Annotated in this window: 12 protein-coding genes; 1 reads left to right on the forward strand and 11 read right to left on the reverse strand. The window is 55.7% G+C overall.

The annotated features are described in order from the left end of the window. Positions 1–15: 15 nt before the first annotated feature. The 7 genes from IT971_RS16205 to IT971_RS16235 all read right to left on the reverse strand — a co-directional run bounded on the left by IT971_RS16205 (position 16) and on the right by IT971_RS16235 (position 6,736). Positions 16–1,974 (reverse strand): response regulator, encoded by a 1,959-nt coding sequence (locus IT971_RS16205; RefSeq protein ID WP_223305203.1) that lies wholly within the window; start codon positions 1,972–1,974, stop codon positions 16–18. A 76-nt stretch (positions 1,975–2,050) separates the two neighbouring features. Continuing rightward, positions 2,051–3,049, reverse strand: coding sequence for an MDR family oxidoreductase (locus tag IT971_RS16210; RefSeq protein WP_063092628.1), 999 nt, complete (start codon positions 3,047–3,049; stop codon positions 2,051–2,053). Between the two features lie 83 nt (positions 3,050–3,132). Next, positions 3,133–3,504, reverse strand: coding sequence for a YkvA family protein (locus tag IT971_RS16215; protein WP_063092627.1), 372 nt, complete (start codon positions 3,502–3,504; stop codon positions 3,133–3,135). 56 nt (positions 3,505–3,560) lie between these two features. Beyond that, positions 3,561–3,836, reverse strand: a complete 276-nt coding sequence (locus IT971_RS16220) for a hypothetical protein (protein WP_063092626.1) — start codon at positions 3,834–3,836, stop codon at positions 3,561–3,563. Positions 3,837–3,963: 127 nt separating this feature from the next. Then, entirely contained in the window at positions 3,964–4,728 is a 765-nt protein-coding gene (locus tag IT971_RS16225) for a glycosyltransferase family 2 protein (protein WP_063092625.1), read from the reverse strand. Then, positions 4,721–5,692 carry a glycosyltransferase family 9 protein gene (locus IT971_RS16230; RefSeq protein WP_063092624.1) on the reverse strand — a complete coding sequence of 324 codons (972 nt, stop codon included), beginning with the start codon at positions 5,690–5,692 and terminating at the stop codon, positions 4,721–4,723. Before IT971_RS16230 ends, IT971_RS16225 begins: the two co-directional genes overlap by 8 nt. Before the next feature lie 3 nt (positions 5,693–5,695). Further along, a complete protein-coding gene (locus tag IT971_RS16235) occupies positions 5,696–6,736 on the reverse strand; it encodes a glycosyltransferase (RefSeq protein WP_063092623.1) in 1,041 nt (346 codons plus the stop codon). A gap of 148 nt (positions 6,737–6,884) precedes the next feature. Here IT971_RS16235 and IT971_RS16240 point away from each other — a divergent pair, with 148 nt between their 5' ends. Next, entirely contained in the window at positions 6,885–7,799 is a 915-nt protein-coding gene (locus IT971_RS16240) for a folate-binding protein YgfZ (protein WP_063092622.1), read from the forward strand. Positions 7,800–7,883: 84 nt separating this feature from the next. On the opposite strand, the gene ppdK is transcribed toward IT971_RS16240, so the two are convergent. The 4 genes from ppdK to IT971_RS16260 all read right to left on the reverse strand — a co-directional run bounded on the left by ppdK (position 7,884) and on the right by IT971_RS16260 (position 14,044). Beyond that, complete coding sequence (ppdK, locus tag IT971_RS16245) at positions 7,884–10,547, reverse strand: pyruvate, phosphate dikinase (protein WP_063092621.1); 2,664 nt, start codon at positions 10,545–10,547, stop codon at positions 7,884–7,886. Between the two features lie 58 nt (positions 10,548–10,605). Further along, the gene (gene glyS, locus IT971_RS16250; RefSeq protein WP_063092620.1) at positions 10,606–12,669 is read right to left on the reverse strand and encodes a glycine--tRNA ligase subunit beta; all 2,064 of its coding nucleotides are present in this window, start codon (positions 12,667–12,669) and stop codon (positions 10,606–10,608) included. Between the two features lie 3 nt (positions 12,670–12,672). After that, positions 12,673–13,563, reverse strand: coding sequence for a glycine--tRNA ligase subunit alpha (locus IT971_RS16255; protein WP_007092414.1), 891 nt, complete (start codon positions 13,561–13,563; stop codon positions 12,673–12,675). Between the two features lie 247 nt (positions 13,564–13,810). Next, positions 13,811–14,044, reverse strand: coding sequence for a hypothetical protein (locus IT971_RS16260; RefSeq protein WP_063092619.1), 234 nt, complete (start codon positions 14,042–14,044; stop codon positions 13,811–13,813). Positions 14,045–14,181: the final 137 nt, after the last annotated feature.

Raw genomic sequence — 14,181 nt, forward strand, 5'->3', positions numbered from 1 at the left:
CGGGTTTTTTGTATTTCAGCCCGCAACGACTTCGGAAATTTCATCAAGGGTTGCCAGAAGCTCTTTTAAATCAAGCGGCTTTGCCATCACCATGACCGGCGCATCATCCCCATCCTCTGTCGGCCTGTCGGCATCCCCCGGATGACCGGTCATAACGATCACCGGCAAGGCGGGATTGCGTGAACGCAGTTCCCGAACCAGACTATTGCCATCCATCTGTGGCATCCGGATATCGGTGATCAGAATGTCGGGCTGCACAACACCGGCCAGAGCAAGCGCATCTTCGCCGTCGCTTGCCGCCGAAACCGAGAATCCCTGCGCTTCGAGATAGGCTGCGATGATCTCCATCGCATCGATTTCATCATCGACAACCATGATCCGCAAATCGCGCGACCTTGCCTCCGGAACTTTTTCCTGCTGAGGCAATAACGGGGCATCATCAGACGGATCATTTTCATCCCCCTGCGTTTCGCCGATATGCGTCGCAGGCAGAACAATCTCGAAACAGGCACCGTCTCCTTCATTGCGAACATCAATATGCCCGCCCATTCCCTCGACGATGCCATAGCTTACCGAAAGGCCAAGCCCCGTTCCCTTTCCGACATCCTTGGTCGTAAAGAACGGATGGAAAATAAGACCAATGGCGTCCTCGGGAATGCCGCCGCCATTGTCATTAATCGCAATTCGAAGCACTTCCTGATCGGGATCAAGCATGGCTGTTAATCGAATGAGCCCGCCAATCCCGCCGGTATCATCGCCGTTTTCCGTAATCGCATCGCGTGCATTGGTCAACATATTGACCAGAACCTGTTCAAGCTGGACCTGTCGCCCAAGCACCTGGCAACTTTGTGCCGATGGAACGACATCCACCACGATCCCCGCCAAACGGCAATCATGCTCGATCATGTCCACCGCACGGGTGACCGCCCGCATCGGGTCGAAAAGCTCGAAATCGTCCTCGTCCGGCCGACTGTATATCTGCAAATGTCGAATAATTTCGGCCATGCGCTGGGTTTGCCCGCTGATCAGGGACAGTCGCTCTCTCTGAAACGAGGGTTGAACCTTTTCAAGTTCATATTGAAGCGCGCAGGTATCAGCCGCCATCCGAATGACATTAAGCGGCTGGTTCATTTCATGGGCGACGGATGCGGCCATCTCGCCAAGGGTCGCCAGCTTGGAAGTCTGAACCAGTTGCCGTTCGATTTTGCGCTTTTCCGTCACATCCTCGGCCAGCATCAGCATGGCTGGCGCGCCTTCGTGGGTGAAGGCGATGGCGGACACTTCAAGTTCGAGATTTTCGCCGTCGCCCCGTCGGCAGATGATGACAAAATCCGCCCGGCCCGTATAACCGCCAGCGTAACGGGCAATATATTCGCTCATGATTTCGCGGCTGTCGGGATGGACCATCTCCATAAAGCTGCGCCCGACCAGTTCGGAACTGTCGTTACCATGCAGAATGGCAACGCCCTGCTGGTTGATATAGGTAATTTCCTCACCGCTCAGCACCGAAATCAGTTCCGGTGCCAGTTCCACCAGCTTGCGATACCGTTCTTCGCTTTCCTTCAAAGCCTGCTCGGCACGCGACCGTTCAATCGCATAACGGATGGATCGGCGAATGGTCCTGCCGTCGGGGAATTCTTTGGTCAGGTAATCTTCTGCGCCGTGCTGAAGGGCTTCAAAGGCAAGTTCTTCGTCCTTGTGCCCGGTCAGGACAACAACCGGTGCACTATGCGCGCAACCGCGAATTCGGCGGATGGTCTCAACCCCCGATGAATCGGGCAGCGTCAAATCCAGCAGGACAACATCAAACTGCCCATCAGGTGATGGATCATTCAGCAGGGCCATGGCCGAAGCAAGATCGGACCGATGTTCGATTTCGAACCGCTCACCGGTTTCCTCCAGCAATGTTTTTACAAGAAACGCATCGCCGGGATTATCTTCGACCAGAAGGATGCGAAACCGGTTTTCGGTCATATGGCACGGCCCATTCATTTCAGAATTTCAGGATTGGCAGCTCGGATCAGACTGATTCTGCATATATTTGCCTCTGCTAGCAATCCTGCACATCAATCAGCAAACGCCCCCGAACCTGCCCTTTGAGGATTTTTTCGCCCCACGGCAGGATATCACGAAGTCCAACCTTTGTTGTCACAGCATCCAGTTGATCCATGGGTAATTCCTGTGTCAGACGTTTCCAGGCTGTAACGCGCTTTTCATAGGGGCACATCACGGAATCAATTCCGATCAACCGGACCCCGCGCAGCAAAAACGGGAGAACCGTTGCAGGCAAATCCGGCCCGCCAGCCAACCCACAAGCAGCAACCACGCCATGATACTTCATTTCCGATAAGACATGCGCCAATGTCGTGCTGCCGACACTGTCAACAGCCCCCAGCCAACGCTCGCTCAGCAAGGGCTTGCTTGCCTCGCTTAACTCTGATCGATCCAGAATTGAATGCGCACCAAGGCTTCGAAGATAGTCATGCGTGTCAGCACGCCCGGTCGAGGCGGCAACACGATAACCAAGATTGGAAAGAAGACCTACCGCGACCGAACCAACACCGCCCGCCGCCCCGGTAACGAGGATTTCGCCATCCTGATCGGGTGATACGCCCTGCTCTTCAAGGGCCATCACGGCAAGCATGGATGTAAAGCCCGCGGTACCGATGGCCATGGCGTGCGCACCATCAAGCCCATCTGGCATTGGCACCAGCCAATCGGCTTTGACGCGGGCATACTCGGCATATCCGCCCCAATGGGCTTCGCCAACCCGCCATCCGGTCAGGATGACCTGATCGCCGGGCGCATAACGCGGATCATCCGATGAAATCACTTCGCCCGCAAAATCGACACCGGGCACATGCGGGTATTGCCGGACAAGGCGCCCAAGCCCGTTCAGGATCATGCCGTCCTTGTAATTCAGGGTCGACCATCGTACCCGAACCAGCACATCGCCGTCAGGCAGATCATCAAGTGTCAGATTTTGAAAATCGGCCTGAACTGATTTTTCCTGCTGGCGCAGAACCAAACCACGAAATGTATCTGCCATGGTCGTATCCCCGTTTCATGATGGAATTGCATCCAAGCTTAAAAGGGCGGGGCAAAGACTGTCAAAGGCGCAAAAGTCGTGTCTTAACCAGCAGACGGTGTTTTCAGGAAGCTATCATCGGGCCCTGTGAGCATAACAATGCCAATCAGAGCCAGGATCAAAATCAGAAGATACAACCATTTACGAGACTTTGTCGGCGTCTCAAGATTGTCGGATGCCATATCCGATTTTATGGATGGCGGCAGGCTTTTATATGAAAGCCATCCCAACAGGGGCACGATAACAAGATCATCAATCCAGCCAATACCGGCAATGACATCGGGCAACAGGTCAATTGGACTGACGAGGTAAATGATTCCGGCCAGCAACAGGAACTTGCTTCGCAGTGGCACATCCGGTCGAAACAGGCTGCGCAACAAATTGGGAATAATCGCCCAGACAGTCGGTTTGGCCATTGGATACTCCAGACATTAACCCTGCATTACCAACGCGTCAGGTCGGCTTGGCGATATCAGCGACGCGCCGTATCCAGAGGAAGGCTTACCTGCATATATGCGCCACCTATTGAACTGGCCTTTTCCAGATCAAATGCATCGCACAGACTGCCACAAGATGCGTTATCGGCATTCCCATAACGGATGGCATACATTTCAAACCCGGATTTGTAGGCAGGAACCGGCACAAGATTGAGCTGGGTTCTCTGTTCCCCCACAGCCACCTGAAGCCACGCCATGGAAACGGCAAACAGCAACACCACGATCATTGTCAGATGCTCGGTACGGATCATCTTTCTGGTCCGGAACAGTTGAAACAAAATTCACATGATAAGCAAATGCATTAGCATGCGAATTGTTCCCCGTTCATTCCAAACAAGATTGTCCCGACCGTGAGACTCCTAACATAAAGCCGCGAGCCTATTCGTCATCGTAACGCGCTTTAAGGTAGGACAGTAACGGGAACAATGCGGCAAACAAAGCAATCAGAAACCCCATTCCCTTTTCCTTGTAACCCTTGCGGGAAACAAAGCAGCGGAAGAACCGGGAAAAGATGCGGCGAAAATTGTTTGCAAAACTGCCTATGTTGCCGCTTGCCCGCAAATCGGCGGCACGGGCGGTGGTATAGCTATCGAGCCTTTTGATCATGTCGGAAATATTCCTGTCGACATAATGCAAAAGAGCACCATCAAGCCTCGGCCCGGTACGCCCGATCAATTCAAAAGAAGGGTGGACGCGCTGAAGTCCCCAGGTCTTTCGCCCCGCGCGAAACAGACGTCTTACAGCGGAGGTTCCATAGGATGCCCCCCATCCATACCGGACCAGTCGTTCGCCAATATAATTGTGGACAGAAATTACAAAGCAATCGAACTCGGTATCGACGATGGCGTTGCGGATCGATTTGCCGAGTTCTTCGTTCACATGCTCGTCAGCATCGACTTCGAAAATCCAGTCGCCGGTTGCTTCCTGAAGCACCCGGTTGCGTCGTTCACCTTCAATATCCCAACTGCCAACAATCGTCTTTGCGCCAAACTCGCGCGCGATTTCTTCCGTGCGATCCGTGCATTTATCGCACAGAACAATGATCTCATCGGCAAAGCCAAGATGCGCAAGACACGATGGAAGACGCTCTTCCTCGTTATGAGCACACATAACAACTGAAAGACGCGGCACTTTGTCAGCCATTCTGCTTTTCCTCTTTCCGATAATCTTCCAGAAGCACTCTGGTCGCAGAGACAACCTTTTCGACCGGTAAGGTATCCATCAAAACTTCTTTGGATAACGGGCTTGAACGATTTTCAATGATTTTATCATAGGACCAATCGGTACGAACGGCCCGGCCCCACTTTGAGTACGGACGATAATGTTCATCACGCGATGGGCCAAACAATCCTATGGTCGGGTTACCTGTCGCGGCCGCCATATGCATAAGCCCCGAATCATTTCCCAGATACAGGCTGGCGCGACGCAGACAGGCCATGACCGTCAGAAGATGTTCGGTGCCAAAAATCTCGGTCCGTCTATTTTCTGGAATGGACGCAATCACCGGCTCGGATGCCGCCCGTTCGTTCGGGGCCCCGACAAGCAACACATTGGCATCTTCAAGGGGCCCGCCAACGGCTCTTAGTTCGGCAATCGCCTCGGCAAAACGTTCGGGACGCCAGGTTTTGCCAATCCAGTTGGCACTTGGCCCAACGACCAGAAGCAGCCGCCCGTCATCGGGAAGAATTTCCGAAGCACGATTTTCATGCTCAGGCGCGGTCCAGACGAATGGCTCGGGTGCGGGATCAACACCAATTAATTGGCCCAGCTGTTCAACCCGGTGCATTTCATCGTCATTTCCCGGCAGGACCACCCGCTTCCAGCCCGGCAACACATAAGCCGTCGCACTGCCGCGCAGATCGACGATGATGTCCCACCAGCGAAACGCGACCGATTTCCAAAGCTTCCACCAATGACCACCGCGTTTCTGCTTTGGCATTTCGATGAGACGTTCAAGCCCCGGCACCGCTTCAAAAATCGGGGCGGCGACAGGGCCGCAGGCAACCGTTACCTTGATGCCAGGATAGGTTTCGACATAGTGGCGCAGCACCGATGTCGAAAGAACGGCATCGCCCAGCCGGTTCGAGGTGATGAACAGTAACCGCACGGTTTAAAGTTTCTCCAGCTCGCCAGCGACATTAAGCCATTCACGGCGGCTGTTGCGGGCCGCTTCGGACTGGCTGGCAAAAATCTGCCGGTCGGCCAGCAACTGCATCACCAGATTGCCATAGGCGGTTTCATCGGGAACGATATAGCCGGTCTTGCCATTTTCAACCCGCGCCTTGGCAATGCCGCCATAGGACACAACCGGTGTTGCCGCGGCCAGCGCATCGTAAATCCATTGGCCGACCTGATCATTGCCGTATTTGCCGTGATGCAGGAAGGCACGCGCGGTTGCAATACGTTCGGCCATGTCGGCCTCGGGCATCGGGTGACAAACGCGGACACCCTTGTCGATGTTATCACGCACCATATCGACGAGTTCTTCGGAAACATCGTCATTTTCGCCCGCCATCGCCGAGAACAGGTCGGAAGCATAGATTTCCAGAATGGCACCGGGCACCTTGGGCGCGACATAAGCCGACCAGATGCGGATGATCTGGGCAATGCCGGTTTTGCTGTTGGCGACCGTCACGGCAAGGTTTTCGCGGCTCTCGAACGCCCAGTGCATGTTTGATGCCATGGCAAAGGCCGGACACGCCCCCGGCGCAATCACAATCGGGCATTTGGCGATATCGCCATCAAATGCCTTGCCATGATCTTCATGGGTGAAAATCACCTGCGCACCGGTTTCAAGCAATGCCAGACGTGCCTTATCCGCGTTCAGATCGGACACCATGCCATCAAACCAAAGCCAGCAATCGCTACCTTCGGGAATGGACGGATGACGCAGCAGCTCCGCATCGCGCCATACCAGAACCCGATCCACCGGATCCCCGCCAAAGGGCGGCATGGCACTGTCAAGCTGACGCCAGGCAACGCCATGATGATCAAGGTCAATGCCACCGTTCCGGCGGGCTTCAACCTTGTGGCCACGGGCAACAAGGGCCTCGGCCAGCGCGATAAATCCGCGTTGGCGCGCGCCCAGCGGGCGGGCTTCACGATCCTTGGGATCAAAGCCGATGGAACGATCAAGCATCAATATTTTCATACATTGCGTTCTATCGGTTCCCGCGCAATTTATGAAGGCTTTTCTTGTGGCAGGTTGCTTTTGCCTTTGCCAAACCACCCCTTGCCAAATGCCCCCCATTGCCCCACATTTCGGCCAACAATTCCGATAAACCGGAGTCATAAGAATTATGAGTGAGACTTTATACGCCCCCCTGCCTGACCGGGCCGTTATCCGGATCAGCGGGCCTGATCGCGTCAGCTTCCTTCAGGGGCTGGTGTCGAACAATATCGAAAAAATCACCGCCGATCATTCCGGCTATGGCGCCCTTCTGACGCCGCAGGGCAAATTCCTGTTTGATTTCTTTGTCTATCAGCAGGACGAGGACAGCCTTCTGATTGAGTGCGAACGCGGCGAAGATGGTGCGCGTGCGGCCGAGCTGTTCAAAAAACTGCGCATGTATAAATTGCGCGCCAAGGCGGAACTGAGCGACGTCACCGAAAGCTATGACGTCGTTGCCGTCTTCGGCGATGGTGCGCTTGCCGCACTTGACCTGCCCGATACGACCGGTGCGACCGCACCGTTTGCCGACGGGATCAAGGCGGTTGATCCGCGGCTGAGTGCGATGGGTGCGCGCGTGTTGCTGCCCAAAAACGAACTGGTACAGATGGCCGCCATCGGTGCCACCGAAAGCGATGAAAGCACCTATCATCAGCACCGCGTGCTGCTGGGCCTGCCCAATGGCAGCGAGGAAATGGAAATTGACCGCGCCATCCTGCTTGAAAACGGGTTCGAGGAACTGGGCGGCGTTGATTTCAAAAAGGGCTGCTATATGGGGCAGGAACTGACCGCGCGTACCAAATATCGCGGGCTGGTGCGCAAACGCTTGCTGCCGATCACGATCACCGGCCCAGCCCCGGAAATCGGCAGCCTGATCATGAATGGCGACAAAGAAGCCGGCACCATCCGCAGCATCCATGGCAACGCAGGCCTTGCCCTGATCCGGCTGGAGCGGATCGGCGATGATACCGATCTGACGGCGGGGGATGCCAAAATTTCGGTCAAGGTTCCCGACTGGGTCAAGTTGCCCGAAACGGCGGCCTGATCCGCCAATCATCGCTTCATCAAACACAAACGGCGGCAGAAATTCTGCCGCCGTTTGCTTTATCAGTGCTGCCCGTCAGCAGCCTTATTTCTTGAGCGCAGCCTGTGCGGCCGCCAAACGCGCAATCGGCACGCGATAGGGCGAGCACGAGACGTAATCCAGCCCCTGTGCCTCGCAAAACGCGATGGATGCCGGATCGCCGCCATGTTCGCCGCAAATGCCAAGCTTGATGTCAGAACGCGTTTTACGGCCACGTTCAGCCGCAATGCTGACCAGCTCGCCCACCCCTTCCTGATCCAGCGATACGAACGGATCACCGGCAAAGATATCCTTGGAAATATAGGTATCCAGGAACCGGGATGCGTCATCACGCGAAAGACCAAAGGTCGTCTGGGTCAGATCGTTGGTTCCGAAGCTGAAAAATTCGGCTTCTTCGGCGATTTCACCGGCCCGAAGGGCGGCCCGCGGCAATTCGATCATCGTGCCGACAAGGAATTCCAGCTTGGCCGATTTTTCGGTTTCGACTTCGCCTGCGACCTTGATGATCACGGCCTTGAGGATTTCAAGTTCCTTCTTGCCAACAATCAGCGGGATCATGATTTCCGGTATCACCGGATCGCCGCCATCCTTTGAAACCTCGATCGCGGCTTCGAATATCGCACGTGCCTGCATTTCATAGATTTCGGGATAGCTGATGCCAAGACGGCAGCCGCGATGCCCCAGCATCGGGTTGGCTTCCGACAGTTCCAGCAACCGGCGACGCACGACGACCTCTGCCACACCTGCGGCATTGGCGACCTCGGCGATTTCGTTGTCACCGTGCGGCAGGAATTCATGCAATGGCGGGTCCAGCAGACGGATCGTCACCGGAAGGCCCTTCATGATCCGGAACAGGTCAATAAAGTCCTGCCGTTGATAGGGCAGAAGTTTATCAAGTGCCGCACGACGGCCCTTTTCCGTGTCCGCCAGGATCATTTCGCGCATGGAAATGATGCGTGCCGGGTCAAAGAACATGTGTTCGGTCCGGCAAAGGCCGATCCCCTCCGCCCCGAAACCGCGTGCGGTTGCCGCGTCATCAGGTGTTTCGGCGTTGGTGCGGACCTTAAGACGGCGCACACCATCCGCCCATTCCATCAATTGGGAAAAATCACCCGACAGGTCGGGTTTCAGTGTCGCGACCTCGCCCAGCATCACCTCGCCCTTCGCACCGTCAAGGGTGATGACATCGCCTTCGTTGAGCGTCACGCCGCCCGACGTCATGGTCTTGCTGGTATAGTCAATCTTGATCTGACCGGCCCCGCACACGCACGGCGTCCCCATGCCGCGCGCCACCACCGCCGCGTGGCTGGTCATGCCGCCGCGTGATGTCAGAATGCCTTCGGCAGCATGCATGCCGGCAATGTCCTCGGGGCTGGTTTCTATGCGCACCAGAATGACCTTGCGGCCCCGGTTATGCACCCAGTCCTCGGCGACCTCGGCCGAGAAAACAATCTGCCCGGATGCCGCACCGGGCGATGCCGGAAGCCCCATGCCAATCACCTTGCGTTCCGCATCGGGATCAAGGGTCGGGTGCAGCAACTGGTCAAGCTGTGCGGGATCAACACGGCGAAGGGCATCTTCGCGCGTGATCACATTGGCCTGACACATTTCGACCGCGATGCGAAGGGCGGCCTTGGCTGTGCGTTTGCCCGCACGGGTCTGCAGCATGTAAAGCTTGCCGGACTCGACGGTGAATTCCATGTCCTGCATGTCGCGATAATGGGATTCAAGCCTGTCACGAATATCACAAAGCTCGCCAAAGACGCCGGGCATGGCTTCTTCCATCGACAGAAGGTCGGAACCGGACTCTTCGCGTTCGATTTTGGTCAGCGGTGCCGGGGTACGAATACCCGCCACGACGTCCTCGCCCTGCGCATTGATCAGATATTCGCCATAGAAACGGTCTTCGCCGGTCGACGGATTGCGCGAGAAGCAGACACCGGTGGCACAATCATCGCCCATATTGCCAAAGACCATGGCCTGAACATTGACAGCCGTGCCCCAGCTTGCCGGGATGTTGTGCAGGCGACGGTATGTATTGGCGCGTGCATTCATCCAGCTTCCGAAAACCGCACCGATGGCACCCCAAAGCTGTTCGCGCGGGTCCTGCGGGAAGGGACGCCCGAGTTCGGCATCGACCTTTTTCTTGAAGCCCTGGACAATCGCCTGCCAGTCATCGGCATCCATATCGGTATCAAGGACATAGCCCTTGTCTTCCTTGTGGATTTCAAGGATTTCCTCGAAATGGTAATGATCGACGCCAAGGACCACATCGCCATACATCTGAATGAAACGACGGTAGCTGTCATACGCAAAACGGCGGTCACCAGAGACCGCCACCAAACCTTCAACCGTTTCGTCATTCAGGCCGAGATTAAGAACCGTGTCCATCATGCCCGGCATCGAAGCACGTGCGCCGGAACGGACCGAAACCAGCAACGGGTCTTTGGGGTCGCCAAATTTGCGCCCGACCAGGGCTTCGACAGCAGCAAGCGACTTTTCGACTTCGGCTTCAAGACCATCCGGGTACGCACGGTCATTGTCATAAAATGCCGTGCAGACTTCGGTCGTGATGGTAAAGCCGGGCGGGACCGGAAGGCCGAGATTGCTCATCTCGGCAAGGTTGGCACCTTTGCCGCCCAAAAGCTCGCGCATATCGGAACGTCCTTCGGCGCTACCGCCACCGAAGCCGTAAACCCATTTGGTCATCTTGCCTTTTCCTCATCTGGTCAAGGCGTTCCGGAATTCCGGGCGACCCCGACCTTATTTATGACTCGATCTTCGAGAAATCGGCAATGTCATGCAAGGCAGTGCGAATTTGCGCCAGCAGCTTAAGCCGGTTGGCACGTTCTTCTGCCTTGTCACTATTTACCGTGACCCCTTCGAAGAATGCATCGACCGGTCCGCGCAGATGTGCGAATTCGGCCATAGCCGCGGCATAATTCTCGGCCCGCAGAAGCGGCAAAGCCTTATGCCGGACATTGATGAGCGCCTCATAGAGCTTGCGTTCCTCGTCCTGCGTCAGAAGATCGGCGGACACATCCGCATCATAGGATTTTTCATCCTTCTTCTCTTCGATACGCAGGATATTGGACGCGCGCTTGTACCCGGCCATAAGGTTAACGCCGCTTTCACCCGATACAAAATCGGCAAGCGCATCAACACGGGCCAGAAGGCGGACAAGATCGTCCTCGCCATCCAGGGCAAACACGGCGGACACCAGATCATGGCGCACGCCCTGTTCACGCAGATGGACTTTCAGGCGGTCGGCAAAGAATGCCAGAAGTTCGTCAACCGCCTCGTCACGACGAATGGAGGCCGGATATTGGGAAACGGCAAAGGCAAATGCACGCCGCAGCGGCACACGCAAACCGTTTTCCAGAACCAGCCGGATGACACCCAATGCCGCACGACGCAGCGCGAACGGGTCTTTTGAACCGGTCGGCTTTTCATCGATGGTAAAGAACCCGGCAAGGGTATCGAGCTTCTCGGCCAAGGCAACAGCCACCGAAACAGGCGCGGTCGGACACATATCCGACGGACCGGCCGGTGCATAATGCTGTGCAATGGCGTTGGCGACTTCGGGGGCTTCGCCGTCATTCTCGGCGTAGTATTTCCCCATCAGTCCCTGAAGTTCGGTAAATTCGAACACCATGTTCGACACCAGATCGGCCTTGGCAATTTCCGCCGCCCGATCAGCAAGTTTGACATCGCAGCCCGGTATATCGGCTGAAAGTTCGCGTGCCAGTCCGCGCAGGCGCAGAACACGCTCCGCCAGCGAGCCAAGCTTGGCATGGAACACGATGTTATCAAGTTTCGGCAGACGCGCTTCCAGCGTCACTTTCCGATCCTGATCCCAGAAGAATTTCGCATCATGCAGGCGCGCACGCAAAACGCGTTCGTTCCCGGCAATGATCTGCGCATTCGCATCCAGCGTCACCATGTTTGAAATGGTGATGAAACGTGCGGCCAGTTTGCCGTTGCTGTCTTCGACAACGAAATATTTCTGATGTTCACGCATCGAGGTTTCCAGAACCTCGCGCGGGATATCCATGAACTGGTCATCGACCTTGCCCATGACGGGTACGGGCCATTCGACCAGACCGCAGACTTCCTCAAGCAGTCCGTTATCTTCCAGAAGCGTAAAGCCTTCTGATGCCGCAAGCTTGCGCGCACCGTCCAGAATGACTTTCTTGCGTTCTTCGCGGTCCAGCATGACCTTGGCAAAGGCAAGCTTCGCCTTGTATTCTGTGGCATTGGCAACGCTAAAGGTGGCCGGTGCCAGGAACCGATGGCCGCTTGTGATATTGCCCGCCGTTACCGGGCCAAAGGATGCCGGGATCACCTTGCCGTCAAACAGGCACAGGATACGGTCAAGCTGACGGACCCAGCGGACCTTCTGATCGGCCCAGCGCATCGATTTCGGCCAGGGCAGTTTTGCCATGGCGTCTTCGATGATGTCCTTGATGACATCCGCGCTATCGCGGCCCTTCTGTTCGACAATCGCGAACAGGAAAACACCCTTGGGCGTTTCGCGCTTTTCACATTGTTCCAGCGTCACACCATTGCCGGCAAGGAACCCGGCAATCGCCTTTTCCGGGGCATCGGCACGCGGGCCACGGCGTTCTTCGCGAAGGTCCGGCTGTTTGTCCGGCAAACCGTCAATGATCAGGGTCAGACGGCGCGGTGTTACCAGTGCCTCGACATTATCAAACGCAAGGTCGGCGGCCTTCAGGCCATCGGTAACCAGTTTGGTCAGATCCTCGGAAGCACGCGCCTGCATGCGGGCCGGAATTTCTTCCGAAAACAGTTCAAGCAGCAATTCGGCCATGACTTATGCCTCCTCTTTCAAATGCCCGCGCGAACGAAGCCACGCCTCGCAGCAGGATTTCGACATGTCGCGGACACGGCCGATATAGGCCGCACGTTCGGTGACGGAAATCACGCCGCGCGCATCGAGGAGGTTAAAGATATGGCTGGCTTTCATTGCCTGCTCGTAGGCAGGCAGGGCAAGGCCGCGTTCGATATTGACCGCACATTCGGCCTGCGCGTCCTTGAAATGCTGGAACAGCATGTCGGTATTGGCGACTTCGAAGTTATAGGTCGACTGTTCCTTTTCATTCTGAAGGAACACATCGCCATAGCTGACGCCATTGCCGTTATAATCAAGGTCATAGACGTTTTCGACGCCCTGGATATACATCGCCAGACGTTCCAGACCATAGGTCAGCTCGACCGGGACCGGATCGCATTCAAAACCGCCGACCTGCTGGAAATAGGTGAACTGGGTGACTTCCATCCCGTCCAGCCACACTTCCCAGCCAAGGCCCCACGCGCCCAAAGTCGGGCTTTCCCAGTCGTCTTCGACGAAACGGATATCATGCGCCATCGGGTCAATGCCCAGATGGGCCAGCGAGCCAAGATAAAGTTCCTGCGAATTGGCCGGTGACGGCTTCATCAGGACCTGGAACTGGTAATAGTGCTGCAAACGGTTCGGGTTTTCGCCATAACGACCATCGGTCGGGCGGCGCGACGGCTGCACATAGGCCGCATTCCAGCTTTCCGGGCCCAGCGCGCGCAACGTGGTTGCGGTGTGGAAGGTGCCGGCACCGACTTCAAGGTCATAGGGCTGCAGGATGACACAACCCTGATCGGCCCAATAGCTTTGCAGGCGGAGAATGATTTCCTGGAATGAAGGGGGACGTTGCGACCCGTCGAGCGCCATTGCGCGAACTCACTTTGATGTTGTCGGTAAATTTAGAGCGGCAAGCTACCGCCCCACCCCGTCGGGGTCAAGAACGCAAAAGCCCTGAGTGGGCCTGAATTTAGCGCTTTTTATGACGTCCCGCCGAATCTCATACCGCATTGCAGCATACAACATCCGTGCAACAACCGGTTTTTCAAAGCGAAATCACGGCCTGTTGGGCGAAAGTCGAAGAAATCAGCAAAGGAAAATATGCCGTCCGCGCAACTCAGCTTTCGCAAACATGCGCGCTGCCTTCGGCGTGATACACACCGCATTTCGGGCATTTTTCAAGATCGTGCGCCACAGCTTCCTGTTTCTGCTGTTTGGCTTTCTTGTCATGCGCGGTCTGTTTTGGCTGCTCCTGCCCGGAAACCTGATTCTTGCGGGTAAACAGCTTGAAGCCCTGCCATACCACCACAACGATCAGTGCGGTAAAAAGGATTTTCGACAAACTCAGCATGGCATTTCCATAAACTTAAAATCAGAACTATTTGGCAAAGTCAAACTTGCATCAAAATCAGTCAATGACTTACTTCCACCACTAATGTACATTCAATAAAATTAATACGCATAAAAGTTTCTTCTCTGGATTATGCT

Source organism: Thalassospira sp. B30-1, from assembly GCF_015767575.1.
Classification (GTDB): Bacteria; Pseudomonadota; Alphaproteobacteria; order Rhodospirillales; family Thalassospiraceae; genus Thalassospira; species Thalassospira xiamenensis.

What these genes read in the sequence shown, in the direction of transcription:
- IT971_RS16205 (WP_223305203.1), bottom strand. Translation starts at nt 1,974, where the DNA reads ATGACCGAAAACCGGTTTCGCATCCTTCTGGTCGAAGATAATCCCGGC.
- IT971_RS16210 (WP_063092628.1), bottom strand. Translation starts at nt 3,049, where the DNA reads ATGGCAGATACATTTCGTGGTTTGGTTCTGCGCCAGCAGGAAAAATCA.
- IT971_RS16215 (WP_063092627.1), bottom strand. Translation starts at nt 3,504, where the DNA reads ATGGCCAAACCGACTGTCTGGGCGATTATTCCCAATTTGTTGCGCAGC.
- IT971_RS16220 (WP_063092626.1), bottom strand. Translation starts at nt 3,836, where the DNA reads ATGATCCGTACCGAGCATCTGACAATGATCGTGGTGTTGCTGTTTGCC.
- IT971_RS16225 (WP_063092625.1), bottom strand. Translation starts at nt 4,728, where the DNA reads ATGGCTGACAAAGTGCCGCGTCTTTCAGTTGTTATGTGTGCTCATAAC.
- IT971_RS16235 (WP_063092623.1), bottom strand. Translation starts at nt 6,736, where the DNA reads ATGAAAATATTGATGCTTGATCGTTCCATCGGCTTTGATCCCAAGGAT.
- IT971_RS16240 (WP_063092622.1), top strand. Translation starts at nt 6,885, where the DNA reads ATGAGTGAGACTTTATACGCCCCCCTGCCTGACCGGGCCGTTATCCGG.
- ppdK (WP_063092621.1), bottom strand. Translation starts at nt 10,547, where the DNA reads ATGACCAAATGGGTTTACGGCTTCGGTGGCGGTAGCGCCGAAGGACGT.
- glyS (WP_063092620.1), bottom strand. Translation starts at nt 12,669, where the DNA reads ATGGCCGAATTGCTGCTTGAACTGTTTTCGGAAGAAATTCCGGCCCGC.
- IT971_RS16255 (WP_007092414.1), bottom strand. Translation starts at nt 13,563, where the DNA reads ATGGCGCTCGACGGGTCGCAACGTCCCCCTTCATTCCAGGAAATCATT.
- IT971_RS16260 (WP_063092619.1), bottom strand. Translation starts at nt 14,044, where the DNA reads ATGCTGAGTTTGTCGAAAATCCTTTTTACCGCACTGATCGTTGTGGTG.